Consider the following 26,456-nt stretch of genomic DNA (forward strand, 5'->3'; position numbering starts at 1 on the left):
TATGAACAAAGTAAGTTTTGTTCTTGACGACGAAATTAAGGTAATCGACTTCAGCCAAACTCCCTTTTCTCCCACTACCACTGTCCTGAAATACTTACGTTCTCTCACTTCGCATAAAGGAGTTAAGGAAGGCTGCGGAGAAGGAGATTGCGGAGCCTGCACTGTGGTTATAGCAGAACCTGACAACAATAAATTACATTATCGCACTGTTGACAGTTGTCTTATATTTCTTCCTATGATTCATGGCAAACAGCTGATTACGGTTGAAAACCTCTCGGACGGGTATGGCGGGCTTCATCCTGTACAGCAAGCCATGGTAGATGCTTACGCTTCACAATGCGGCTACTGTACTCCCGGTTTTGTGATGTCGCTTTTTGCTTTATACAAAAGCCCAGAAAAAGTAAACAGGGAAAATATTCTTGATGCAATAAGCGGAAACCTTTGCCGCTGCACAGGGTATCAACCTATCATAGAGGCTGCTGAAAAAGTTTGCAGAAAAAGAAAAGATGACATCTTCAGCACAAAAGAAAAACAATCCCTCCGCTTGCTGAAGCAAATCAATAAAACCGAGACTATCTCTTTTATCACCAATAATCAGAAATATTTTAAGCCTTTCTCTCTGAATGAAGCCTTGTTGTTAAAGAGCAAATACCCTGAAGCCATCATCGTCTCAGGCAATACGGATAATGGGCTGCGTGTGAACAAAAAGCACGAGTTGTTGCAGGAAATAATTGACATTTCTGATGTTCAGGAGTTAAAAAATATTACCGAAACAAAAGAAAATCTTTCTGTGGGTGCAGGAGTTACAATGGAACAATTGAAGCAAGCCACAGCATCATGTTTCCCTGCACTGCATAAAATGCTAACTGTTTTCGGTTCCAAACAGATACGAAACATGGCCACTATTGGCGGAAATATAGGTTCAGCCTCACCTATCGGAGACTCCTTGCCGTTGCTAATGGCTTATGATGCTGTCATGGCCGTATGCAATCAAAATGAATCACGTGTTATTAAACTATGTGATTTTATAAAATCATACCGTAAAACAGATCTTCGTAAAGACGAAATTATCTGTTCTGTGGGAATACCTTTTCCGAAAAAAAATCAAATCATCCGTTCCTACAAAATATCCAAACGTAAAGACCTCGACATTTCCACCTGCAGTGCCGGATTCATGCTCGACATAGACCAAAAAAACAGGAAAATAAAAAACATGGTGCTTGCATTCGGAGGTATGGCCGCAACTACAAAAAGAGCAGTTGAAACTGAAGAATTTCTTATCGGGAAAATCTGGAGAAAAGCAATTGTTGAAAAAGCATCAACTATTTTGTACAATGAATTTTCTCCTTTGTCGGATGCCCGTTCCGGGGAAGAGTTTCGCAGGCTTGCCGCACGCAACTTACTTTTTAAGTTTTATAAAGAAACATCCTGATGATATTTTTATGAAACAGGCAAAAGAAAAATATCTACACCACGAAAGCGCCACCCTGCATGTTACAGGCAAAGCCATTTATATCAACGATATGGATGTTAGCGGGCAGACACTTTACGGAAAAGTGGTTTACAGCAGTTGCCCCCATGCAGATATTGTCAGGTGCGATGTGAACAAAGCGAAGCAGGTAAAAGGGGTACAAGCAGTGCTAACTTACAAAAACATCCCGGGTGCAAACCAGATGGGGCCTGTGTTTCATGATGAGCCCTGCCTTGCCGAAAAAAGTGTTACGGCTATTGGACAGGCAATAGCGATCATTGCTGCCGACAACGAAGAAAGTGCACTGGAAGCAGAAAAACTTATTGTGATAAAATACAAGACTTTGAAGCCACTGCCCGACATACAGTCTGCCATGGCTGCAGGAAGCAGGATAGCTCCTACAAGAAAAATGGAACGCGGTTATGTTGAAGAAGCTTTAAAAAAATCAAAACATCAAATTTCCGGAGAACTATATACCGGGGCTCAGGAACATTGGTACCTTGAAACACAAAGCGCCTTATGTGTTCCGGGAGAAGGCAAAGAAATGACTGTCTATGCTTCAAGCCAACATCCTTCCGAAACACAATCCATAGTAGCTGAAGTTCTTGGCATTTCAAAAAAAGAGGTTACCTGTGAAGTGAAACGCATGGGCGGTGCTTTTGGGGGAAAAGAAACACAAGCAAACCATGTAGCCGCCTGGGCAGCCTTGCTTGCCAACTCAACCCGCAAACCGGTCATGATACATTTGTTTCGTGATGACGACCAGAAAATTACCGGCAAGAGGCATCCTTTCTTTTCAACTTATAAAATAGGTTTTGATGATGAAGGTAAGATAATGGCCTACGATGTTGACCTAAACGCCGATGCAGGGCATGCTGCCGACCTGAGTATGGCCATATTGGAACGCGCCATGCTGCATGCCGAAAATGCTTATTACATTCCTAATGTCAGAATAACAGCAACTGCCTGGCGTACCAATCATTTTTCGAATACTGCTTTTAGGGGTTTTGGCGGACCACAGGGCATGGCAGTTATAGAGCATGCTGTTGAGCGCATTGCACGCTACCTTAAAAAAGATGCTGCAGAAATACGCTTTATTAATTTTTATACAAAAGAAAAAAATAATATTACTCCTTACCATCAACAGATCGAAAATGTCAGGCTGCAAAAAATATATTTGCAACTCGTCAAAAGTTCTGATTATAAAAAACGAAAACACGAGGTTGATCTTTTTAACAAGAAAAATGAATACATAAAAAAAGGCATCGCCCTGACACCTGTCAAGTTTGGAATTTCATTCACTACTTCATTTCTCAACCAAGCAGGGGCTTTAGTTAATATTTACCGAGACGGCAGTGTGCTGGTCAACCACGGAGGCACGGAAATGGGACAAGGTCTGAACACTAAAATAATTCAGATTGCAGCAGCCGAACTGGGTATTTCTCCAGAATTCATAAAAACCAACGCGACAAATACATCAAAGGTTCCAAACACTTCGGCAACGGCGGCATCCAGCGGTTCTGACCTGAACGGTGCAGCGGTTAAGAATGCCATCGACAAGCTGAAATCACGTTTATCTGTTATAGCTCTGGAAATGCTGAAAACAAAATACCCTAGTAAGAAATTTGTTAAAAACAGGATAATATTTTGCCAAGATAAAGTTTATGATAAAAAATACACAGAACATGCTGTATCATTTCCTAAACTTATTGATGCTGCCTATTTAAAACAAACAAGCCTCAGCGCCACAGGATTTTACAAAACTCCGGATATTTTCTTTGACAGGGATAAAGGAACCGGAAAGCCTTTTCATTATTTTGCCTATGGCATGGCAGTAGCCGAAGTGGAAGTTGACGCACTGACGGGCTCACACAAATTGCTGAGGGTTGACATTTTGCATGATGTTGGTGAAAGCCTGAACAGGCCCATTGACATGGGACAGGTTTGCGGGGCTTTCATACAAGGACTGGGTTGGGTAACCACCGAAGAAATCAAATGGGATGAAAACGGAAAGCTGCTAACTTACTCTCCTGACACCTACAAAATACCAACTGCACAGGACATTCCGGAGATTTTCAATATTGAGCTGCTTGAAAATGCAGCCAACTTTAACACCATCCGAAAAAGCAAGGCTGTCGGAGAACCTCCATTTATGCTGGCTTTTTCGGTATGGATGGCATTACGTTATGCTGTTGCTGCTGTTTGCAACCATAAAATTGACCCAGATTTATCCATCCCGGCGACCAACGAAAAAATATTATTAGCCATTGAGGGTATGCAAAAAACAAAATAAAAATATTATTTCGTTAAAAAAAAACGCCCCACCGAAATCGGCGGGGCGTTTTTTTTTAACATAGCTTTAGTTCTTTAAGCTCTAATGTAAACTACTATAGTTTTATCAGTTTTAAAACCCATAATTTTTCGTCAGCCTGTATCTTTAGGTAATAAACTCCGGCAGGTGCATTTAGTTCCAGCTCCATTTTTTTCAATAAAATAAAATGGCTGTTTTCGACTAACCTTCCTGATATATCAGTTATACTAACAGATACATTATTAAACATTTTTTCAAACTCAATAAAATATTTGTCGGTTAATGGGTTTGGATACACAAAAACCTGAGTATCGCCTGTTATATCGGCAATTCCCACAGAGGAAACTGTATGGCACAAAGATGTGTCAACACATCCGTTAAATGTCAGCTCAACGGCATAACTTCCATTTACTGTCGGAGTGAAACTCTGTTCATCTGCACCGCTAATAACACTGTAGTTATTATTACAGTCAAGCCACTGGTATGCTGCACCGGCCTGATTGGCTGTAAGAAGCACATCGTTTTGTACCACAGATGTATCTATGTGTATCACAGTAAGGTCAATGGTAATGACGCTGTCGCAACCTGCCACATTCTGAATGGTGTCGTGATATATTCCGTCAGTATCATAAATATTGCCTTCGGGTGATAAATAGAATTCGCAAGCCTGTGGTGATATTGAGGTTGATGATGGACTGCTTACAACAACAAGCAATTCGGCACGTTCCCCTTCGCAGTTGTTTAATGTCTGGTTTACATAATACTGAGTGCTTCCCAGTGTGGATGACAAAGGTGTGGGGGGTGTCACAGAACCAACGCCTCCTGACGGCACATCATACCAAAGTAAATCCGCTCCCGTAGCTGACAGTGGAACCGTTGGGTCATCAAGGCAATAATGCACCGGGCTGGTAACTCCGGGCAAAGGAGTTTGGGGGTGAATGACCACAGTCGTAACCGTTGAAGTATCTCTGCATTCGAGGGCGTTATATACCACAACCTGGTAATCTCCGCTGAGTTTGGCATACATCACAGGCTCTGTTTCATCAGCTATCGGTGTACCGTAATAAAGCCATGTATAACTCAAACCTATGGCATTGGTACAGGAAAGTTTCACAGAATCGCCATAACATGCATATTGCGTGCTGCTTTGTATGAGTTCCAGCGGACGTTTTACCAGAGAATCAATATTCGTATGGCTCCATTTCCCGCCCTGGTCCATGGTTCTTACATAAAAATACGCCCAGTTTCCATCAGCCATACAACTTTCATCCACATAAAAAGCCAGGCTGTCAATATTAAATGAAGGCCCTATGTTGAATCCTGTGGCATTATGAAACCCGGGATCCGTGCCAAAAAAGTATTCGACTTTGATTAATATTTGGTTTATTTAAGGAATTAAAAACAAATAGCCATCAAATATATAAATTATAATTCAAAATAGCAAATAAATAATGTACATTATCACAATACGTTTGAACCTGATAAATAAAAATACTACCTTTGCAAGCAGAAAACCAATTACAGTACTATGGAAATGGAATACAACACGCAACGATCTTTACTAAGTATAACTGAATACGGAAGAAATGTCCACAAGATGATTGAATACGCTCTGACATTGGAAGACAGGGAGCAAAGAAACAAAGCTGCTAAAACCATTGTCGCCATTATGGCTTCATTAAATAATCCGCAAAAACAGGATAATGTTGAATTCCGCCAAAAAATATGGGACCACCTTTTCATTATTTCCAACTATCAGCTTGATGTGGACTCGCCTTTCCCAAAGCCGGTGCCCGGGGAGCATGAAAACGAAAAATATGCTTGTTCCTATCCCAATAAATTTATCAGGTACCGCCAGTACGGAAAGAACATTGAAAATATGATTGAAAAAGTTAAAGAATATGATGAAGGCCCTGAGAAAGATGCTTTAATTAAATACGTTGCAAACCACCTGAAAAAACTTTATATAAGCTGGAACCGAGACTCTGTGAGTGATGAAGTGATACTGGAACATTTGTCAATTTTATCGGATGGCCAACTGAAACTGCCCGAAAATGTCCAGCTCGAAAATACACGCGATATTCTTGTCTTTAACAACCGCAGCAAAAAAAGCGGAGGATACGGCGATAATAAAAATAATAAGCACAGGGATAAAAACTGGAAAAGAAAAACCAGCCAATAGTAATTCGATTACTTGCCTGGCTAAGTTTTATTCTTATAATTTACTCTGACGTAGTTTCTTGATACACTACAAGCATTTATTACAATAAGGTGTTTTGCCACATATTAAAACCACACTAAATAACAAGCAGGCAATTTTAACGCGAATTTCAACCGATGAAGGCTTCCTCACTTAAAGAACTTAAAACAGAACTCGAAACGCTCTCTCAAAGACAAATAATTGATGTATGCATGCGCCTGGTAAAATATAAAAAGGAAAATAAAGAACTGCTTACCTACCTGTTATTTCAGGCTGGTGATGAGCAAGCTTACATTAACGAAGTTAAAGAACATATCAATGAACAATTTGAAGGCGTAAATAAAAGTAATTTATACCTGTCAAAAAAAATGTTGCGAAAAATCCTCAGAACATCTAATAAATTTATCAGGTATTCGGGTTCCAAACAAACCGAAGTGGAATTGCGAATCTTTTTCTGCAAGAAACTTAAAAGTTCAGGAATACCTTTGCATACCAACAAAGCATTAGACAATCTTTACCAGCGGCAAATTCAAAAAATAAATACCGCATTAGCTTCCCTTCATGAAGATCTGCAGTATGATTATTCTGTAGAATTAAAAGAGTTGTATTAATAATCTGTTTGCTTAGAAAACAAGTGGTGATAATCTTGTTTCACAAATATGTTTAAACCTGAATAAAACGGCAAAATTGCTTTATAGTATTACAACTTTCCTATAATAAACAGTTATCCCGCTAATTAACTTTACAATATACAAGCCGTTATTTAAGTAACTCAGATCAATACTATTGTGCGTATTTTTAAGACTGTAGGTTTTTACTAGCGAACCCTTCAAATTATACAATTCAAGAGTTGCTTCTTTGAGAGAAGGGTTAAAGTTGAAATTCACCATGCCTTTTGAAGGATTGGGATAAATCTCAAATTCGTCAACAATTATTTCCGGGGGCGGAGGATCGTTATAAAATCGTGCAAGGAAATTACGTTTATAATTATAATAATTATTATTACCACTATCCAAGGTACATAAATAATTGCCAAAATATGTTGAGTCTGAATACCATCCACTCACATATAAGGATTCGTTCACAGATATAAAATCAGTGCTTGCACCTACAGTTTTTTTGCCAATTACTTTTTTCACAACCTCATTTTGTCCATTCAAATCATACTGAACAATAAAGCCATGAGCATAAAATTCAAACAGATGCCCTTCAAAAGCAACAATACTATCCGTATTAAAGAAAATTTTTTTTGCAAAAGTTCCGGTCATCAGAATATGATCGTCTTTAACAAAGAGAGATTTGGGGCGAGAATACTTTGGGCTACCGGCAGAGATAGCCCAAACGGGATAACCGGAGGAATCGTTTTTAATCAGTATAATATCATTACCTTTAGAAATAAATGTTTCATCGCCGACTACTAAAGTATCGGAATAATACCCTGCATAATAAATATTGCAAAAGCGATCAGTCAACAATAATGGTATGTAACAATCAATATAATAATCATAACCAAGAATATTTGCAAAAATTTGTCTATTCCAAATCAGGTCACCATCGGGCGAAAGTTTAATAAAATCATTACCAGAAGTATCAGACCGTTTTATTAACAATAAGTTGTTCAACCTGTCATTTGTCATTTGATAAATATCATTATTAAAGCCTCGTGCCCATTTAAAAGCACCATCCGAATTATACTTTGCCACATAAGAAAATATCCCCATGCTATCAGCTATGATTGTATCCGGAAATATTACATTCCCATTTGGAAATATTGTCCCATAAACATAAAAATTGTTTTCATTATCAATACTCGATAGCCTTGGATGGAAACAACTTTCACTATATACCGGGATCATTGACCAGATATAATCTCCATCTTTAGAATATTTAATAATTAACGGACAATGGCCACCTGTGTGTGAAATAGTGTCACCCTCAATTATCGTATTATAATTAAAACAATTAGTCAGCAAAAGATCGTTATTGTTATCGATTTTCAGGCCCATAACCCAATCACCATCAAGACCACCGATTTGTTTATACCATAGTAGGTTGCCTGAGCTGTCATATTTTATAACAATAATATCCGGGTAAGTTCCATTACTTGTTAATATCACACTGTCAAAAACAATTGTTCCGGAAAAATCTCCAGCTATATAAATATTATCCTCAGAGTCGATTACCTGACATTTTACACCAAAAGGAAGTGTTTTCAACCACTTTAAATCAGGTATCTGAGCCTGCAGGCTATAAGAAAAAACGATTAATAATAAAAGTAAAATTCGTTTCATAATTAATATTTACTACCAAAAGATTTTTTTACTATGTTGATATAATATTCCAAAGCTACAAAAAATATATAACATATTATTATTTTTCTGAGAAAAAATTAGTATTCACAACTAACACAAAATAAGCCTCAAAGAAAAATATTTATTGCAATTTGCCGGAGTTAATAAACACATTTCTCTGATACATGCAAAATACTAACTTTGCAAAAAAACCAAACCGTGACTCCTTCCATACTTCTTATTTGTTTTTTAGGATATACTTTTCTGTTGTTCCTGATTACATTCATCACCGCCCGCCGTGCCAACAATGATGGATTTTATATCGGCAATAAACGCTCACCTTGGTTTGTTGTAGCTTACGGTATGATAGGCGCTTCCATGTCGGGGGTAACATTTATGTCCGTCCCCGGATGGGTGGGCGACAGTCAATGGTCATATTTTATGGTAGTAATTGGCTACCTGTTCGGGTATATCATCATTGCCAATGTGCTGTTGCCGCTATACTACAAGCTAAACCTCACTTCCATTTATTCTTATCTTGAACAGCGTTTCGGGTTCTGGTCGTACAAGACCGGCGCTTTTTATTTTCTTCTTTCGCGTGTGCTGGGCGCTTCGCTGCGCATGTTTCTTATTATCTATGTTTTACAGCGTTTTATTTTTGATGCCTGGGAATTTCCTTTCTGGTTTACGGTAGTAATATTTATCACACTGATCATCTTATATACTTTCAAAGGCGGCATAAAAACCATTATATGGACCGATACCCTGCAAACCACTTTTATGCTGCTGGCGTTGGTGCTTTCCATTGTCATGATATCAAAAGACCTTGATTTCGGTTTTGCAGAACTCGTCAGAAAAATATTTGACAGCGATTACACGAATATGATCGTTTCCGACTGGGCTCCTCGCAACAATTACCTGAAACAGTTTTTCAGTGGCATGTTCATCACTATTGTTATGACAGGCCTTGACCAGGAAATGATGCAAAAAAACCTCAGCTGCCGCAACATCCGCGATGCCAAGAAAAACATGATAAGCTTCAGTTTCATTATGGTGGCCGTGAATTTTATTTTCCTGTTTCTCGGCGCGGCACTATTTACTTACGCCAATGCCAAAGGCATAAATCTCTCTGCGCTTGCAAGCAGTGATGAGATTTTCCCCACCATCACCATTAACTATCTTGGGCCTTTTGCCGGGCTGATATTTTTCATCGGCTTAATCTCTGCAGCCTACCCAAGTGCAGACGGTGCACTTACGGCGCTTACAACCTCATTTTGTATTGATTTTCTTGGCATACAGAAAAGAAACGATTTGTCAGAGAAAAGCAAAACCCGCATGCGTTACATGGTTCATATAGGATTTGCGATAGTAATGCTGGCGGTCGTGCTTGCTTTCCGTTCGTTTTACGACAAAGCGCTTATTGATAAACTTTTTACTATTGCCGGCTATACTTACGGGCCTTTGCTGGGGTTATACGCTTTCGGGCTCTTTACAAAGTTAAAGGTGAAAGATAAATGGGTTCCTGTTGTTGCAATACTTTCGCCAGTTATTTGTTATATCCTCAGTGACAATTCTTTTGCATGGTTTGGTTACAGGTTTGGATTTGAACTGCTGATATTAAACGGCCTTCTGACTTTTGCCGGGCTTGTTATTTTACGGACTAAAAAAGTGTGATACATAAAAAATCACATATTCGCCGGCTTATTGAACAAGGCGAACACCAGTGCCTTGATTTTAAGTTTGAAATTTCGGATGCCCGGAAAATTGCAAGAAGTATTTCCGCTTTTGCAAATTCAAACGGCGGTGTTTTACTTATAGGCGTAAAAGACAACGGGAAAATTGCAGGCGCGCAAAGCGAAGAAGAAATATACATGGCGGAAGCAGCAGCACAGATGTACTGTAAGCCAGTCTAGAACCTGAAAATAAACCATTGGACTGAAGAAGGAAAAACAGTATTGGAAATCATAATACCCAAACTAAGCGATGAAATTTGTTACGCTCAAGATTACGATGGAAAATGGCTTGCCTATGTGAGGGTTGAAGATAAAATTTTTTTGGTTACGCCCGTGCAGCTTCGTGTCTGGAAACGAAAAATCAGAGGGCATCCCACACATATAACTTACACTGAAAAAGAAAAAAAGCTCCTTGATTACCTTACTAACAACCCTCAAATTACCCTGAGAGATTTCTGCCGACTGGCAGGAATAAAGAAACATCTCACCGAAACTATCCTCGTCAATCTGGTCATGCTTGATATCATCGAAATGATATACACCGAGCAGTGCGTTCTTTTTCGGATTAAATGACAGGTTTTGTATCTTTGTACCCGAAATCACCATCATGCCAAATAAAATTCTTTCGATTCCTGTATATTTTACTTTTAAAGCATTTAAAGTACTAATGCTTTGTTTTGCAATACAAGTTTCCGCACAGACCTCAGAGCCTGAAAATACAGGGCTTGTAAAATGGATGGATTTGAAAACCGCTCAGGAATTGAATAAAACACAACCAAAACCCATTATTATTGATGTTTATACCGACTGGTGCGGCTGGTGTAAACACATGATGAAAACAACATTTTCAAACCCCAACATAGCAAATTACATCAACACCTATTTTTATCCTGTTCGTTACAATGCAGAAACTAAAGACACTGTGGAATTTCTCGACAAAAAATACACCAATAAAAATACAGGGAACCGTTCTCCTAACGATTTCAGCATCATGTTACTCGAAGGAAAACTCTCCTATCCGACCATCGTTTTTTATAACAACAACTATAAATTCAAACTTCTTTCCCCCGGCTATATGTCGCCGAAAGATATTGAGCCCCTGCTGGTTTATACAGTGGAATATATTTTTAACACCACACAGGTAAATGATTTCCGAGATTATTATAATAAGGCCTTTTATCCTGACTCAGGATTTGTAAGCAACGACACCATAAAATGGCTGAAATCATTTGAAGAGGCAAGTATTAATAATAAAAAGAAAAAGCGAAAAACAATATTATTTATTAATACCAACTGGTGTAATGGTGGAAAAGTCATGCTGCGCAGTACATTTAATAACAGCAGCGTTACTTCCTACATGAAAGAGAATTTCAACACTGTTTTTTTTGATGCCCAGACACATGACACAATAACGTACAACAATCAGAAATTTGTTAACGCTTATGACAACCAAGGGTTTCATCCACTTTTTCAGCATTTGTTAGGACAACAGATTGTATTGCCCTCCCTGTTGTTTTTCGATGAAGATATGAAATTGCTTTCAAATGTCGGGCAATACCTCACTCCGGAATCACTGGATCCCATATTGCATTATTTTGCAGAGAATCATTATCTCACGAAAAAGTGGGAAGATTACATCAAAGAATTGCAAAATAAATAACTATATTTTATTCAATTTTCTCCAGAGCAAAAAATTCGCATAACGCCACACAAAATCTATTTGCTTACTATTTGACTGCTTGCTAAAAATATCATCCCATTGTTGCAGAATGGCATTGCTGTCAGCAAATTTTTCATTATCCAGCATAGCATGCTCCTGAATAATCTTCTTCAACTCCTGATTGGACTGAACCAGCCATTTTGTCTGCGGTGTTGTGAAACCCAGTTTATCACTTCTGCGGTAAACAGCTTCAGGCAGAAAATCTTTCATTGACTCACGTAAAAGATACTTACTTCTTCCGCAGTGAATTTTATATGCTGAAGGTAACGAAAAAATATATTCAATCAGCCCGGTATCGTCTGAAAAAGGAGTGCGTGACTCAATGGAATATTGCATGGAGCACCTGTCTTCCCATCGAAGCAAATTGCGCAAATACCCGTCTACAAAGTAATCATACAACAAACTATTGAGTTCCAAACGGCTGGTTTCGTGAGAAAGCGACAAGCTTGAAATATTTTCCGCCCACAAATCATGATGAATGTATTTTGATTCTTTGTGAATAGTTTTTAATGCGGCATTTCGGTGCTTTGAAAGAAGAATTTTATTTAAAACAACTTTAGCAGAATGATGCATGAATATTTTAAAATTCAGAGGAGAATTTTTGAGATTAGATAATTCCAACATCAAAGAACCTATATGAAAATTCTTCAATAGTTCAAAATAATATGCGATAAAAAACGGGACATAACCACCAAACAATTCATCGCCGCCCTGCCCATCCAGCAATATAACAATGCCTTGTTCACGGGCAGTTTTCATCACGGTATTTTGTGCAAAGGTGCTTGAATGCATCAAAGGAGAATCCTGAAAATAAATGATATTTTCCAGATCTTCAAAAAGTTTGTCAGCAGTGCAATTTGATACATACCAGCGAAGATTGTTCATTTTAACCACTTCTTCTGCCCAGGGGCTTTCATCAATCTTTTTATCATCTGTTGCAGCAGTAAAAGCCACAAGGTTGCCCATCAGCTGCTGAGGATTATTTTTCACATTTATTTGTTGTGAAACACCAATAATACTGCTGCTATCAATGCCGCCGCTCAGGCAAAACCCAACAGGTACGTCCGAGCGCAGACGTATGTTTACAGCTTCAATAATTTTTTCACGTGTTTGTACAACAGCTTCATCGGCAGAAGGTTTTTTAAAAGTTCCCAATTGCTTATTATAACTCAGAGTATAATACTTTTTTATCTCAAACTGCCATGTATTCAGGTCATAAACAAAATAATGGGATGGCATAAGTTCTTTAATGCCGGAGTACAGGCCTGTATCGCTGTTTTCAATTTTTCCGCAGGCAAGATAATCAAATACTGCGGTAGGGTTTATGCCTTTCTGAAAAGGCAATTTCATCAATGCTTTCTGTTCGGAAGCAAAAGCAAATATCTCATCAGACTTATAATAATAAAAAGGCTTTACTCCAAAACGGTCGCGGCAACCAATAAGATAATTATCACGCATATCATAAATGACAAAGGACCACATGCCGTTGATTTTATCAAGAAAGCGCAAGCCGTAATGTTCATATCCTTTCAACAAAACTTCCACATCGCTTCTGGAAATGAATGATATGCCTTTCTCTTTCATTTCTTCACGCAGTTCGATGTAATTATAAATTTCTCCGTTGCAAATTACCCATATATTTTGAGCATCATTACACATGGGCTGATGTCCGGCGGCTGACAAGTCAATTACCGACAAACGCCTGTGTCCAAGACCAAGGAAGTAATCACCTGTTGCCTCTTCAATTTGCTTTAGGGGAGAATATTTATAAAACGAATTCCATGCATCATAGCTTGTATCTTTCCCTCCAAATATGCCAGCCTGCGAACCTTCAAACAGTACATAACCTTCATCATCTGGGCCTCTGTGCCTTAACGCATAAGTCATATTTTCCAGGTAGGAAGGTACATTCACTTCCGCTGATTTTAATTTGAGCAGTCCTGTGATTCCACACATTTTAAAGGTTATTTGTCATTAGCCTTATCGCTCAGAAGTGGAACAAAACGGAATGTCCCATGCTCGCGTTTCAGTAGCTCGCCGCTTTCGGTTTTGTAAATGCATATCATATTCTGAACACTGCCACTTCCAACAGGAATAACCATGATGCCACCGACTTTCAGCTGTTCAACTAAAGCCTGAGGAATGTCAGGCGCTCCTGCCGTAACAATTATTTTATCAAAAGGAGCAAAAGCGGGAAGCCCTTTATAACCATCACCATAAAACAAGCGGGAATTATAGCCCAGTGCGGCTAAAAAACTCTTTGTCTTTAAATAAAGAGCTTTCTGCCTTTCGATGCTAAATACAACAGCGCCCAGTTCAAGCAGTACGCAAGCCTGATAGCCAGAACCTGTGCCAATTTCAAGTACTTTATCCCGTTTTTTTATGTGAAGCAATTCTGTTTGAAATGCGACGGTATAAGGCTGAGAAATAGTTTGCCCGGAACCTATTGGAAACGGTTTATCTTCATAAGCATGGTTTTGAAAAGTAGAATCAAGAAATAAATGCCGTGGAATATTTTCAATGGCTTTCAGCACATTTTCATCAGCGATTCCTTTTTGACGTATCGTTTCAACAAGTTTTCTTCGTAAGCCCTTGTGTTTATATGTATCAAGCATTTGTTCTAAAAATATCTTTTTCAGTCAGTTACACCCTTCGGTTATCGTATTGAAAGTGTTCATTTCTATTGCGAAATTACAAAATATGCTTGTATAAAAAACGTAATTTTGCAAAAACACTTCCAGCATGTTAAAAATTGGAGTTTTGGGTGCCGGGCACCTTGGAAAAATTCATATCAAATGTATTCAGGAAATAAGTAATGCCGTTTTGTGCGGCTTTTACGACCCCGACCCTGAAGTAATTCAAAAAGTAGTTGATGAATTTGGAGTAAAAGCTTACCCTTCTATTGAAGAACTTGTTGCAGAAGCTGACGTGGTTGACATAGTAACACCCACGATATCACATTTTGAATGTGCTGCCGCCGCCATGAAAAATTCAAAGCATGTTTTTATTGAAAAACCTCTTGTTACTACGCTGGAAGAAGCCAAAGAACTTATTGCCATATCGAACGAAGCCCGCGTAAAAGTTCAGGTAGGCCATGTGGAACGATTCAATCCTGCTTACATTGCCACACATTCATTCATTTTGCAACCCATGTTCATCGAAACACACCGGCTTGCACTTTTCAATCCCCGTGGCACTGATGTTCCGGTAATTCTCGACCTCATGATTCATGATATAGATATTGTTCTGAGCATCGTAAAATCCAATATTAAAAAAATCAGCGCCAGTGGTGTCCCCATCGTAAGCGACACACCGGATATTGCAAACGCCAGGCTTGAGTTCAACAACGGCTGTGTGGCAAACCTCACTGCCAGCAGGATTTCGATGAAAAATATGAGAAAAACACGTATCTTTCAACATGATGCTTACATTTCCATTGATTTTCTGAACAAATATTCTGAAATCATACGCCTGAAAAATATTACCGATGAATCAGAAATCAATCCTCTTGATATGATAGTGGACCTTGGGCCGGGAAAGGGGAAAAAACAAATATTTTTTGAAAAACCGGAAATTAAACCCATGAATGCCATAAAAACCGAGATGGAAACATTCCTCCATTCCATAGAAAATAACACCGAACCTGCGGTTAGCATCATTGACGGATATAAAGCCCTTGACATCGCTTACAAAATCATAGAAAAAATAAATATTCCGGATTAATCTTTTGTTAAGCAATAAACAATAATTTCATTCGTTAAAGCATTTAATAACGGAAAATAATGGGAAAAAAATATCTATTTTTTACTTCCATAAAAATAATACCATACGTCCTTGCATGCGTAATGTTTTGTTATGTTTGTTTTTCATGTAAAAAAACCAACCTGATTCCCGCCTATATTCACATCGACAGCATCGGGCTTACAACTACTTATGAACTTGACGGCACTACTTCGCATAAAATTACTGATGCCTGGGTTTACATTGATGGCAGTTTGCAGGGGATTTATGAATTACCAGCTACTTTTCCCATACTGACTACAGGAAAGCACACCATCCATATAAAGCCAGGAATAAAAATTAACGGTATTGCAAAGTCACGCGGGTACTATCCTTTTTTTCAACCTTATGAAGCAAGCATTGACCTGCAACCCGAAGAGACAGATACGGTAAATCCGATTGTTACTTATTATGCTGAAAAAATACAGTGGAAAGAAGATTTTGATGCTGCCGGCATTTCGCTGGCTAAATTCGGCCTGAGCGACACTAATTTCATTCAGACCAGCGAAGCAAGCAATATTTTTGAGGGATACGGCTCCGGTATTGTTACATTTGATGCCAATTATGATTATTTACTTACCGTAACAAATGACATTTACGATATTCCACAAACACAGGCGCCCGTTTTTCTGGAAATGAACTATAAGACCGATGTAGAATTTGCTGTCGGACTTTTTGCCATTTTATCAAACAACCAGACAGAAAAACTTGAATCGCTGATACTCAACCCAAACAGTTCCTGGAATAAAATATACATTAACCTAACCGGAGTAGCTAACATGACTTCAAATACGACCGGTTTCAGGGTTTATTTTGAATCCATTAAACCTGACAGTATTGCAACTGCAAAAATTTTAGTTGACAATCTCAAACTTTTATACTCAAAATAACGACATGAATAAAAAATGGCAGGTATTAAAATACGTTCTTGCTGATGGATTTTCAGCCATGCTTGCATGGATTTTATTCTTCTCATTCCGAAAATATAACATAGACCATAATATTATCCATTATCCACGGCAGATACTTGAAGATAAAAATCTTTTTATCGGGCTGGTGTTTATTATATTTTTCTGGCTGACACTTTATTTCATCACGGGAACTTATCAGAAAATATACAGAAAATCAAGACTCCGGGAACTGGGACAAACATTTGTTGCCTCCCTGTTTGGCATGATTGTCATTTTCTTTCTTTTTATCCTGGACGACAAAGTGGTTTCTTACAAATATTATTACCTGTATTTCTTTGTTATTTTCATGCTGCATTTTGGTATCACATCAGCATTTCGGTTTGTACTTTCGTCCAGGACCGCTTACCTTATTCATCACAAACTGATAGGATTTAAAACCCTGCTGATAGGCAGCAACGGGAACGCTCTGGCTATATACAATGAGATTGAAAATCAGTGGAAGTCATCAGGAAATAAATTTGTCGGTTTCGTGGATGTTCACAACGGCAACAGCCACCCGATGAAAGAAAAACTTCCGCATCTTGGAAATTACAAAGAACTGAAAAAAATTATTAATGAAAATGAAATTGAAGAGGTAATCATTGCCATTGATAAATCTGAACACACTTTTATTGAGCAAATTATATCGCTGCTTGAAGACACCAGTGTAGTTATCAAAGTAATACCCGACATGAAGGATTATCTGTTGGGAAGTGTAAAAATGAGCTCGATATTTCATGCTCCTCTCATACAGATATCTCCCGAACTGATGCCCGCATGGCAGCGATACATGAAAAGATTTATTGATGTTTCCGTCTCAATTATTGCCATTATTATTCTCCTTCCTGTTTACATACTTGTAGCACTTGCTGTAAAATTATCATCAAAAGGCCCTGTGTTTTATTCGCATGAACGCATAGGGTTACATGGAAAGCCTTTTATCATGTATAAGTTCCGCTCCATGTTTGTTGATGCTGAAAAAGATGGCCCTCAGCTTTCAAGCAAGACTGACAAACGTATCACGCGTATAGGCCACTTTCTGCGGAAAGTAAGGCTGGATGAAATACCACAGTTTTATAATGTCCTTAAAGGAAATATGTCAATAGTCGGGCCAAGGCCTGAAAGGCAATTCTATATTGACCAAATTGTAAAGGCGGCTCCTCATTACAGGCTGTTGCATAAAGTTAAACCCGGCGTAACATCATGGGGACAAGTGAAATACGGTTATGCCGAAAATGTGGAGCAAATGGTAGAAAGGCTTAAATTCGATGTATTATACATTGAAAACATGTCGCTGCTGGTTGACTTTAAAATTTTGATTTATACGGCACTAATCATTTTGCAGGGAAGGGGCAAATAATGCTAAAGTTCCCCGTTTTCAAGCATCACAACTATTTGTTCAATATCTTTGTCGGCGCCAAAGGGGTCATAAGTTGATTTCAGGTTATATCCGAATAAGCGGCTGAACGACTGATAAAACATGGCAACAAGCCCACCCCTGAATTCTTTGATGATATCAAAAGAACTGGAACCCGTTTCGCGGTCAATAAGTTTTAGTAAAACTATCCCCTGGGTTTCATTCATATTTTTTACATCATCTTCGAATTGTTTTTTCAGTTCTTCTTCGGCGAGTTTCATCTTCTGTTTGCGTTCCTTTTTATTTGAGGTATTCATAACAATGTTGTTATATTCCTTAACCTTCTCACTAACTATCAGGGCATAAGGATATACTTTTTTGACATGATAAACCAGTCTTGAAAACTTCAAAGCTTCCAGCTTGCTTGAAAAAATAACCGGGCCAAATATTTTCACTTCATTCAATGCGATAATCGGAAGCGTATCTCCATTAATCACGATAGCACGGGCCACCACGTTGGTTGTGTCCTGCGCAGCTCCATATTTAAATGACAAAATACCCAGAATGATATACAGGATTAATTTTCTCATTAACGGGTTTTTATCATAAAAAATCAATTTCTGTGCCATGAAACAATTATATAAAGCGGCGGATAATACGTAATTTGTGAGTATATTTATTTAGTTCTCCGTTGTATATCCCTTCATGGTCAATATCATCAATTCTGACATTACCTGACGCATGAATTATTTTCTGATTATTCAGAATAATGCCTGTGTGCACAATAAGGTTTTCTTCATTTTCAAAGAAAGCAAGGTCGCCCGGAACAGCTTCAGAAATAAAATTCACTGCTTCGCCCTGGGTGGCCTGTTGTGAGGCATCTCTCAAAATGGTAATGCCGCATATTTTCATAACAAGCTGTGTAAAACCGGAGCAATCTATACCAAAGGGTGTCCGCCCTCCCCAACGATAAGGGGCATTATAGAGCTGTTTTGCAACATCCGGAATTTTCCTGTTTTCTTTTGATATGAGTTCACGGGTGTATTCGCCCTCGTAAATATATTCATTCCCTGCAATACATAAGTTCGTATCGACAATTGATGGCAGACTGCTGCCTATCAGCACTGGATAATAAATTTTATTAGTTTTATTATAAATTATTTGCACCAGTTCGGTAGTAACCGCCTGGTTATTTTTAAGGTGTTTTTCAAATTCATCATCGCTTAACAAAGTGCATTGTTTAATATCTACCCAGCCTTCGTATCCGTCATAAACGGTTTTGATATTTATCCATGAATCAACCACCTCCCTTACTTCGAATAATTCGCCAAACAACAGTTCGCTAACCAGTTCCGATTTATCAGCAGGCATGGCACGAATAGGGACCACACTCAGGGTGCAAATACCATTTTTCATTTGTAAAAAAATTGCCGGGTTAATACTTTATATAAAACTTTTAATTATAGTGTTTTTAAATTATTGCTTCAAAAATTTCTGTCTTGTCAGAGCATCTCTCGATTGGACTTCTATCATATAAATACCATCCGCCCAGTTCGAAATATTCAGAGATGTTATTTTCTCTGTTGTTTCACTGTTATCCCAAATAAGTTTTCCTGTCATATCGTAAATTCTTATCTGTTCAGGTTGACAAGTCGTTGCAATGTAAATTTTATCCGTAGCAGGATTTGGGTAAACCACTACATTATCATACACAATATTTTCGTTTATTGAAGCCCCGTCAGTTACGTGGATATATGCCGTTTTAGTTTTCGTAACCAGGGTATCGCTGTTGGAGCATACCAGTGTTACTTCATAATCGCCTGCTGTATTGTAAACAATATTCTGCGGATGTTGATCGCCCGAGGAAGCCGGTGTACCACCAGTAAATGTCCACTGCCATGAATTTATATCTCCAAGTGACAAATCGGTGAAATTCACACTACCTCCAACCAAAATATCAACATGGTCGGCAATAAACTCAGGGTAAATAACCACACTATCCTGAAGCAGGCCCATCCATTTCCAGATGCCTTCAGAAGTCTGGCTTTGATTAAAACCTCCAGCCCATCCGGTGTTAAAGTCAAAAAACTTTACACAAGTATATTGAACCGAGTCGTCAATTTCCGTCCATGTATGCCCATAGTCGAGGCTGAAAGAAGAGCCGCACCAGTCAAGGTCCTGAAAAGAACCAATGGAAACATACATGCCGGGTTTTCCGGGAACAGCGTCAATATCTGATTTATAAATATCACCCTGAGGTGTCAAGGTTTGCCATGTGGCCCCGCCGTCACTGGTTTTTTTCATCAGAAAGGTTGTCAGCAGTCCTGTGCCTGTGTTGTAAACTTTATATTCAACAATACCATTATTTTCATCCGAAAAAGTAATGTTATTAACTTCGTTTAAACCTGTTGGTGCGCTGGTCCAGTTCAGTCCCTTGTCAACAGATTTGAAAACATTTCCTTTGTTGGTTCCAAACCATATTGTATTACCTACAACGCAGTAATCTTTACCGCCGTTGTAACTGTATTCTCCTGATACTGGAGCGGGGATATTTGCCTGCGGCACCCTTATCCAGTTTTCGCCTCCATCATTAGTTGTGTATATTTCAAAGTACTCGCCGTTTGGGTCTCCTAAACAAATGCCGTTGTTTGCATCCCAAAAATATACTGTATTCGGAAATGCCTCACTGCCCGAAAACTGTGCTGTTGTCTGCGGAGTCCATGTAATACCGCCATCCACAGTTTTAAATATTGCGTTTCCACCTGTCGTATTTCCCCATAACGCCAACCATGCCGTATCCTTATTAATAGCAAAAAGTTCCGATATATCAAGTCCCGAAGGTACACCTGTTACTACTCCCGGAGTCCATGTAGCGCCGCCATCGGAAGTTTTTGTAAACTCAAGCACTACAGCGCCCATACCGGAACCATCGTAAGCAGAGGCCCACACAACATCAGGGCTGACGATGGAAATATTTCGTATGCCACGGTATTGTGTTGCAAAAGCTGTTGCCTGGGGTATCCAAACACTGGAGGGAAGGTTTTTAACGATTATGAAATTTGTTTTTGTTTCGGTATTCGTATTTGTGCCATCTGAAACAGTAAGTGTTACAGGATAAATACCGGGAATATCATACACAATACCAGTAGGATTCTGATCCAAACTTGTTGTAGGATTGCCTCCGGGAAAACTCCATTCCCATGTGGTGGGAGTTCCTGTTGACATGTCGGCGAAATTAATACTGCCGTTCATTAGAATAACTGTTTCACTCGCCGTGAAATCGGCAACAAGAGTTTTAATAGAATCTATGGTCATCTTTACTGCTTTAAAAGCATTTACCCTTCCCGCACCAAGTTTCCCAATGTTTCCAGAATTCTGTGCATCAATATTATCGCATGAAAGTTTCAGGATGTTTTCAAGTTTTTCGGGTGTGAGTGTTGAGTCTGACCCCAGCATGAGGCCGCAAAGGCCTGCAACCACTGGGCATGACATGGATGTTCCCGACATAACATCATATTTCCCGCTTATACCCCAAAGCGATGCCGTTAAAGCATCACTGTATGTGGTGCTTAACAAATTAAACATACCCATATTGCCATCGGCAGCGCCCCCCGGACCACAAACATCTATCCATGTGCCATAACAGGAAAATGAAGAGAGTTCATCGCTTTCGTCGGTGGATGCAACAGAAATCACATGATGCAAGCCGGCAGGGTATTGTATCACTTCGTTGCCGTCATTGCCAGCAGCAGCCACCATTACACAACCTTTATTATATGCATAATTGACAATGTTCTGCATGGTTTGGTAATACTGGGTGGTGCCCCATGACATACTGATAACATCAGCACCATTATCGGCTGCCCATAAAATTCCTTCATAACCGGCAATGAGTGCACCGTCTAAATCACGGCCCACCTTTACGGCCATCAGGCCGGTATTAAATCCTATGGAAGCGACACCAACATTGTTATTTGTTTCTGCACCCACAAGGCCGGAAGTATGCGTACCGTGCGACCATGTCATATCATCAGTCGGAGGCGTGGGGTCGTTATCTCCGTCAGCTATATCAACTGCAGCCACAATCTTATTTACAAGGTCGGGGTGGTTTATCCATATACCATTGTCAAGCACAGCAACTTTTATATTGCCACTTCCCTGATTATAATTCCATGCCGAATCAGCCTGAATACGGTCGAGATGCCACTTAGCATTTGCTGTCAGCCAGGTACCTACTGTCCCATAATAGGGGTCGTTGGGTTCGTAAAAAAGCTTGAAAACGGGAAGTTTTTCGGCATACTCAATTTCAGGGTTTGCGGACAATTCCCCAAGAAGTTCATCAATCTTTGAATACTCTGAAAATACCAGCAAATAAGTCTTTTGTAATTTTTCATCTTTAATATTATAAAAGGGGTTAGCCAGGGATGTAATGCCATACTTTTCTACCAACACATTTACAAAAGAAATTTTTTCGATATCTGAAGCTCCATTTACCGTATTATAAGGCAAAGTAACATTATCCCTCACCTTAAAATAAATTTTACCATCCTGATGAACAGGAGAAAATGTCTGGGCGAAAGATAATGACATACTAAAAAACAAAATTGAAATCAGCAATAGAAGTTTAAAATAATTTTTCAAAATGATTTTAATTTTAAGTTTCATGGCAAATTTAGTGAATTATTGTCAATGAAAAATGGGGAAAAAATGTCATGTTATCAATGCCTGATTTAAAAAATCGTTGAAGGGCTTCATTGCTTTGAATATTTTTATGCAATAGTTAAGAAATTGCTCCATATTCATTTTTTCAGGATGATAAGCATGCACGACTGTATAATCTTTCAGTTTAAGATAGCCCATTCCTTTAAATTCTTTGGGAAAGTTTTTGGGCGGAAGTAATAAACTGTCGCCTTCAATTCTTTTGAAAAACTCAACAAAATCACTTGCTTTAATAATTTTTTCAAATTCATCAAAGTTGTAATAAATCTCCTGCCGTAAAAGCTTTAATACATTATTATCCGGCATATAAATACCTCCTGCCAAAAAGCTATTTCCCGGTTCCAGATGGCAATAATATCCTGCTTCATGAACTTTTTTCCCTGATTTATTAAAAAATGCACCGAAATTAGTTTTGTAAGGTGTTTTATCCTTAGAAAAACGCGTATCTCTGTATATCCTAAAGATACACTGCCTGGAGTTTAAACCAGAGATACCCTTATCAAATGAAGAAATTCCTGCAATAAGCTTATCAGCAATTTCAACAAAATATTTCAAAGCATTTTCATATTGCTTTCTATGAACTTCAAACCAATCCCTGTTATTATTTTTGGAAAGTTGCCTTAAAAAATTAAAAATATCATTCATAATTGTTTTTTTAATTTATTTGTTTTATTTTTACAAAATAAATATAACTTTATGTTCACATACAACTCATTATGTCAAAATTTTATATCATCTAAAATAATTATACTGTAAAAATATATTTTTCATGTTAAATACTAATAAGTTATTACTCACCTTAGTTATATTATTAACTACTTTCTATTTTATACAAGCACAACCGGGTTGTCCAAATGTTGAAGCGGGAAACAATGTTACGGTAAACTGTAACAGTCCCTGCACAACACTGACTGCTTCCTGCCTTGCCACGGGAGCTACAACAACATACACTGCTTCATCCATACCTTACAATCCTCCGTATCCTTATAATGCCGGAACACCAATTCTTGTAAACATTGATGACAAATGGAGCAATGTTATTAATTTGCCTTTTACTTTTTGTTTTTATGGTAATGCATACAACCAAATTATCTGCGGTTCAAATGGAGTTATTACTTTCAACACCAACGTAGCCAATGGTTATTGTGCCTGGTCATATTCCGCGTCCATACCCTCAACTTCGCTTTTTGCCAATACTATTTTCGGGCCCTATCATGATATTGACCCTGCTGTGTCAGGAAATATGTATTATTCCATACTTGGTTCTTATCCGTGCAGGACTTTCTGTGTAAGTTGGTACAATGTTGCTATGTATTCCAGTAGTTGCAATTCCATGAAAGCCACCCACATGATTGTTTTATATGAAAACACAAATGTTATTGAAGTTTACATGAAAAGCAAACCGGTTTGCTCTTCATGGAATGGCGGCAGGGCATGTATTGGTGTGCAAAACTCCAGTGCATCGGCAGGTGTTGTTGCACCGGGGCGCAATACAAGTGTTTGGACAGCTACCAATGAGGCATGGCGTTTTACTCCATCGGGAACACCCAACTATACTTTGACATGGTGGCAGGGTGGTACTCAAATAGGAACGGGGTCAACTATTACTGTTTGCCCAACCACGGCAACCACTTATACTGCCCAGGTTGATTACAGTTTATGCACGGGGAGCAACCTTACATTAACAGATAATGTTACTGTAAACGTAAATAATGCTACAAATGTTAGTGTCACACCAACTTCTGCCACGGTATGTAACGGACAAAGCACAACGCTTACAGCATCGGGAGGCACTTCATACACATGGGCTCCGGGCACTGGATTAAATACTACAAGCGGCCCTACCGTTATTGCAACACCAACACAGACAACAACTTATACCATGACAGGAATTTCTCCTAACGGCTGTACTTCCAACATTCCCATTACTATTAACGTAAATCAAAACCCCGCTCCTTCCATTACGCCTTCAGCTCCATCAATTTGCCCCGGAAATTCGGTCAATCTTGTCGCAGGAGGAGCAAACTCATATTCATGGTCGCCTTCAACCGGCCTCAGCTGTACAAACTGCCCTAACCCGACAGCCACATTATCCAGCCCAACAACTTATATTGTTACTGCACAAAGTTCTGCAGGATGTACAGGTTCCACAACTGTTACCGTTTCCATTTATCCTGTACCAAGTGTTACAGTAACACCGGCTTCTGCTGCCATCTGCAACGGGAACTCAGTGGGTCTGACAGCAAACGGTGCAAGCACTTATTCATGGACACCGTCCACAGGGCTCAGTTGTACAAATTGCCCCAACCCAACAGCAAATCCTACAGTCCAGACAACTTATTCCGTTACAGGCACATCAACACAAGGTTGCACAAACTCCACTACTATTACCGTATCTATAAACCCCAACCCAAACGTAACTATCACACCTGCCAACCCCGTGATATGTTTCAGTGACTCCATAACATTAACCGCTAATGGTGCCACAGCATATTCATGGTCACCCGCAACAGGGCTGTCATCAACAAGCGGTAGCGTTGTTCACGCATCGCCACCGCAAACAACCACTTATACCATAACAGGAACTTCCGGTGCAGGATGTGTTTCAACTGCAAACATAACGCTGGTAGTGCATCCCATCCCAACATCGTCCTTCACTGTGTCGGCACCCAATTGTACGGGTAACACAGCCACAATAAACTATACAGGAACAGGCACTGCAGGGGCTTCGTACGCATGGAATTTTGCCGGAGGCAACGCCAGTCCGGGCACAGGGCAAGGGCCACATCAGGTTACATGGGCATCGCCGGGAAGTTATAATGTGTCTCTGACAGTAACCGAAAATAACTGTACATCTCCAACTACATCACATACGGTGCTTGTAAGCAATCTCAGCACCAACCCCGCCTCACATACTGATGTCATCTGTTTCGGCGAAAACAATGGTACGGCAACAGTATATCCCATTAATGGTTCTGAACCATACTCCTACTATTGGAGCACATCCCCACCTCAGTCTGGGCAAACAGCCAGCGGGCTCATCATAGGAACTTATTATGTTACCATAACTGACAGCGTTGGATGCACCACCACCGAATCGATAACTATATCTCAACCACCCTTGTTGCAACTTTATGTAACTCATCAGGACGAAGGCTGTGAAAGCAGTTGTGACGGAACTATCTCTACCAATGTTTCCGGTGGTGTAATGCCTTACGATTATGACTGGAGTTGTTCCGGTATGCATACATCAAGCATCATGAATGTCTGCACAGGAACCTGCGATATAACTGTTACCGATGCAAACAATTGCACCGTGAATGGCTCGGCCACTATCATAACCAATTCTCCTATTGAAGCGGCAGCCATTACCGACTCAAGGACAGTTTTGATGCCGGGTGTTATCACTTTCTACTTCACAGGAAGCGGGGCATCAAGTTTTATGTGGTATTTCGGCGACGGGAGCACATCCACGCAAATGAATCCAACACATCAATATACCGAAGAAGGCGAGTACACGATGCTGCTTGTTGTTAATTCCGGAGCACCGGACTATTGCCTGGATTCCATCACCATGATTATCACTGTTGTTCAACCATCCGAAGTTACCATTCCAAATTTTTTCTCCCCCAATGGCGATGACAGCAACCCTACTTTTAAAATCGAATCAAAAAGCATGAAATCCGAACACATGGAAATCTATAACCGCTGGGGCAAAAAAATATTTGAATGGAGTGAAGTAGGTGGTGAATGGGACGGAAAAAGCCAATCGAGTGTGAACGAAGCCGAAGGAACTTATTTTTATATCTTCACCGGGGAAGGTAATGATGGCAAGGATTTCAGAATGCGTGGCTGTGTGACACTGATGAGATAATTTTTATCTTTACTTTTGTAATTAATCAGGAATAAACCGAATGTTTTTAT

General features: G+C 39.3%; 20 protein-coding genes. 12 read left to right on the forward strand and 8 right to left on the reverse strand.

Annotated features, from left to right (window positions below; all coding sequences use genetic code 11):
* Window position 1 precedes the first annotated feature (1 nt).
* Together xdhA and xdhB are read left to right on the forward strand one after the other, a co-directional pair.
* Entirely contained in the window at window positions 2-1,432 is a 1,431-nt protein-coding gene (gene xdhA / locus M0R16_04120) for a xanthine dehydrogenase small subunit (GenBank protein ID MCK9612070.1), read from the forward strand.
* Entirely contained in the window at window positions 1,335-3,764 is a 2,430-nt protein-coding gene (xdhB, locus tag M0R16_04125; protein MCK9612071.1) for a xanthine dehydrogenase molybdopterin binding subunit, read from the forward strand. The genes xdhA and xdhB overlap by 98 nt, the downstream gene beginning before the upstream one ends.
* A 94-nt stretch (window positions 3,765-3,858) precedes the next feature.
* Here xdhB and M0R16_04130 read toward each other — a convergent pair whose 3' ends face one another.
* Window positions 3,859-5,040, reverse strand: a complete 1,182-nt coding sequence (locus M0R16_04130; GenBank protein ID MCK9612072.1) for a T9SS type A sorting domain-containing protein — start codon at window positions 5,038-5,040, stop codon at window positions 3,859-3,861.
* Window positions 5,041-5,316: 276 nt separating this feature from the next.
* Here M0R16_04130 and M0R16_04135 point away from each other — a divergent pair, with 276 nt between their 5' ends.
* Both M0R16_04135 and M0R16_04140 read left to right on the forward strand, forming a co-directional pair.
* Window positions 5,317-5,964 (forward strand): DUF4290 domain-containing protein, encoded by a 648-nt coding sequence (locus M0R16_04135; GenBank protein ID MCK9612073.1) that lies wholly within the window; start codon window positions 5,317-5,319, stop codon window positions 5,962-5,964.
* A 155-nt stretch (window positions 5,965-6,119) separates the two neighbouring features.
* Window positions 6,120-6,593, forward strand: coding sequence for a hypothetical protein (locus M0R16_04140; protein MCK9612074.1), 474 nt, complete (start codon window positions 6,120-6,122; stop codon window positions 6,591-6,593).
* A gap of 81 nt (window positions 6,594-6,674) precedes the next feature.
* Here the strand turns inward: M0R16_04140 and M0R16_04145 are convergent, their stop codons facing one another.
* Window positions 6,675-8,273, reverse strand: a complete 1,599-nt coding sequence (locus M0R16_04145) for a T9SS type A sorting domain-containing protein (protein MCK9612075.1) — start codon at window positions 8,271-8,273, stop codon at window positions 6,675-6,677.
* A gap of 219 nt (window positions 8,274-8,492) precedes the next feature.
* On the opposite strand from M0R16_04145, the gene M0R16_04150 reads away from it, so the two are divergent.
* The 4 genes from M0R16_04150 to M0R16_04165 are packed head-to-tail and all read left to right on the forward strand — an operon-like array spanning window position 8,493 to window position 11,666.
* Window positions 8,493-9,947: a sodium:solute symporter gene (locus M0R16_04150; protein ID MCK9612076.1), complete on the forward strand. Its 1,455-nt coding sequence runs from the start codon at window positions 8,493-8,495 to the stop codon at window positions 9,945-9,947.
* Window positions 9,944-10,186, forward strand: a complete 243-nt coding sequence (locus M0R16_04155; protein MCK9612077.1) for an ATP-binding protein — start codon at window positions 9,944-9,946, stop codon at window positions 10,184-10,186. Before M0R16_04150 ends, M0R16_04155 begins: the two co-directional genes overlap by 4 nt.
* Before the next feature lie 42 nt (window positions 10,187-10,228).
* The gene (locus M0R16_04160) at window positions 10,229-10,579 is read left to right on the forward strand and encodes a YbjP/YqhG family protein (protein ID MCK9612078.1); all 351 of its coding nucleotides are present in this window, start codon (window positions 10,229-10,231) and stop codon (window positions 10,577-10,579) included.
* A gap of 34 nt (window positions 10,580-10,613) precedes the next feature.
* Window positions 10,614-11,666 carry a thioredoxin family protein gene (locus tag M0R16_04165; GenBank protein MCK9612079.1) on the forward strand — a complete coding sequence of 351 codons (1,053 nt, stop codon included), beginning with the start codon at window positions 10,614-10,616 and terminating at the stop codon, window positions 11,664-11,666.
* Here the strand turns inward: M0R16_04165 and asnB are convergent, their stop codons facing one another.
* Complete coding sequence (asnB, locus tag M0R16_04170; GenBank protein MCK9612080.1) at window positions 11,667-13,682, reverse strand: asparagine synthase (glutamine-hydrolyzing); 2,016 nt, start codon at window positions 13,680-13,682, stop codon at window positions 11,667-11,669. It abuts the gene before it with no gap.
* Window positions 13,683-13,690: 8 nt separating this feature from the next.
* Window positions 13,691-14,341, reverse strand: a complete 651-nt coding sequence (locus M0R16_04175; GenBank protein MCK9612081.1) for a protein-L-isoaspartate(D-aspartate) O-methyltransferase — start codon at window positions 14,339-14,341, stop codon at window positions 13,691-13,693.
* Window positions 14,342-14,468: 127 nt separating this feature from the next.
* Here M0R16_04175 and M0R16_04180 point away from each other — a divergent pair, with 127 nt between their 5' ends.
* The 3 genes from M0R16_04180 to M0R16_04190 are packed head-to-tail and all read left to right on the forward strand — an operon-like array spanning window position 14,469 to window position 17,816.
* Window positions 14,469-15,449 carry a Gfo/Idh/MocA family oxidoreductase gene (locus M0R16_04180; GenBank protein ID MCK9612082.1) on the forward strand — a complete coding sequence of 327 codons (981 nt, stop codon included), beginning with the start codon at window positions 14,469-14,471 and terminating at the stop codon, window positions 15,447-15,449.
* A 59-nt stretch (window positions 15,450-15,508) separates the two neighbouring features.
* Complete coding sequence (locus tag M0R16_04185; GenBank protein ID MCK9612083.1) at window positions 15,509-16,396, forward strand: hypothetical protein; 888 nt, start codon at window positions 15,509-15,511, stop codon at window positions 16,394-16,396.
* Window positions 16,397-16,400: 4 nt separating this feature from the next.
* Entirely contained in the window at window positions 16,401-17,816 is a 1,416-nt protein-coding gene (locus M0R16_04190; protein MCK9612084.1) for a sugar transferase, read from the forward strand.
* Window positions 17,817-17,818: 2 nt separating this feature from the next.
* Here M0R16_04190 and M0R16_04195 read toward each other — a convergent pair whose 3' ends face one another.
* The 4 genes from M0R16_04195 to M0R16_04210 are packed head-to-tail and all read right to left on the reverse strand — an operon-like array spanning window position 17,819 to window position 23,177.
* Window positions 17,819-18,403, reverse strand: a complete 585-nt coding sequence (locus M0R16_04195; protein MCK9612085.1) for a DUF4294 domain-containing protein — start codon at window positions 18,401-18,403, stop codon at window positions 17,819-17,821.
* Between the two features lie 46 nt (window positions 18,404-18,449).
* Window positions 18,450-19,229, reverse strand: a complete 780-nt coding sequence (locus M0R16_04200) for a C40 family peptidase (protein MCK9612086.1) — start codon at window positions 19,227-19,229, stop codon at window positions 18,450-18,452.
* A 60-nt stretch (window positions 19,230-19,289) separates the two neighbouring features.
* Entirely contained in the window at window positions 19,290-22,478 is a 3,189-nt protein-coding gene (locus M0R16_04205; GenBank protein ID MCK9612087.1) for a S8 family serine peptidase, read from the reverse strand.
* A 45-nt stretch (window positions 22,479-22,523) separates the two neighbouring features.
* Window positions 22,524-23,177: a DUF2461 domain-containing protein gene (locus M0R16_04210; protein ID MCK9612088.1), complete on the reverse strand. Its 654-nt coding sequence runs from the start codon at window positions 23,175-23,177 to the stop codon at window positions 22,524-22,526.
* Window positions 23,178-23,301: 124 nt separating this feature from the next.
* Here M0R16_04210 and M0R16_04215 point away from each other — a divergent pair, with 124 nt between their 5' ends.
* Window positions 23,302-26,406 carry a gliding motility-associated C-terminal domain-containing protein gene (locus M0R16_04215; GenBank protein MCK9612089.1) on the forward strand — a complete coding sequence of 1,035 codons (3,105 nt, stop codon included), beginning with the start codon at window positions 23,302-23,304 and terminating at the stop codon, window positions 26,404-26,406.
* Window positions 26,407-26,456 lie beyond the last annotated feature (50 nt).

It is taken from the genome of Bacteroidales bacterium (genome assembly GCA_023228145.1).
GTDB lineage: Bacteria > Bacteroidota > Bacteroidia > Bacteroidales > CAIWKO01 > CAIWKO01.

Coding starts and splice junctions, on each gene's coding strand:
- xdhA (MCK9612070.1), top strand. CDS start 2: ATGAACAAAGTAAGTTTTGTTCTTGACGACGAAATTAAGGTAATCGAC.
- xdhB (MCK9612071.1), top strand. CDS start 1,335: ATGAATTTTCTCCTTTGTCGGATGCCCGTTCCGGGGAAGAGTTTCGCA.
- M0R16_04130 (MCK9612072.1), bottom strand. CDS start 5,040: ATGGCTGATGGAAACTGGGCGTATTTTTATGTAAGAACCATGGACCAG.
- M0R16_04135 (MCK9612073.1), top strand. CDS start 5,317: ATGGAATACAACACGCAACGATCTTTACTAAGTATAACTGAATACGGA.
- M0R16_04140 (MCK9612074.1), top strand. CDS start 6,120: ATGAAGGCTTCCTCACTTAAAGAACTTAAAACAGAACTCGAAACGCTC.
- M0R16_04145 (MCK9612075.1), bottom strand. CDS start 8,273: ATGAAACGAATTTTACTTTTATTATTAATCGTTTTTTCTTATAGCCTG.
- M0R16_04165 (MCK9612079.1), top strand. CDS start 10,614: ATGCCAAATAAAATTCTTTCGATTCCTGTATATTTTACTTTTAAAGCA.
- asnB (MCK9612080.1), bottom strand. CDS start 13,682: ATGTGTGGAATCACAGGACTGCTCAAATTAAAATCAGCGGAAGTGAAT.
- M0R16_04175 (MCK9612081.1), bottom strand. CDS start 14,341: ATGCTTGATACATATAAACACAAGGGCTTACGAAGAAAACTTGTTGAA.
- M0R16_04180 (MCK9612082.1), top strand. CDS start 14,469: ATGTTAAAAATTGGAGTTTTGGGTGCCGGGCACCTTGGAAAAATTCAT.
- M0R16_04185 (MCK9612083.1), top strand. CDS start 15,509: ATGGGAAAAAAATATCTATTTTTTACTTCCATAAAAATAATACCATAC.
- M0R16_04190 (MCK9612084.1), top strand. CDS start 16,401: ATGAATAAAAAATGGCAGGTATTAAAATACGTTCTTGCTGATGGATTT.
- M0R16_04195 (MCK9612085.1), bottom strand. CDS start 18,403: ATGAGAAAATTAATCCTGTATATCATTCTGGGTATTTTGTCATTTAAA.
- M0R16_04200 (MCK9612086.1), bottom strand. CDS start 19,229: ATGAAAAATGGTATTTGCACCCTGAGTGTGGTCCCTATTCGTGCCATG.
- M0R16_04205 (MCK9612087.1), bottom strand. CDS start 22,478: ATGAAACTTAAAATTAAAATCATTTTGAAAAATTATTTTAAACTTCTA.
- M0R16_04210 (MCK9612088.1), bottom strand. CDS start 23,177: ATGAATGATATTTTTAATTTTTTAAGGCAACTTTCCAAAAATAATAAC.
- M0R16_04215 (MCK9612089.1), top strand. CDS start 23,302: ATGTTAAATACTAATAAGTTATTACTCACCTTAGTTATATTATTAACT.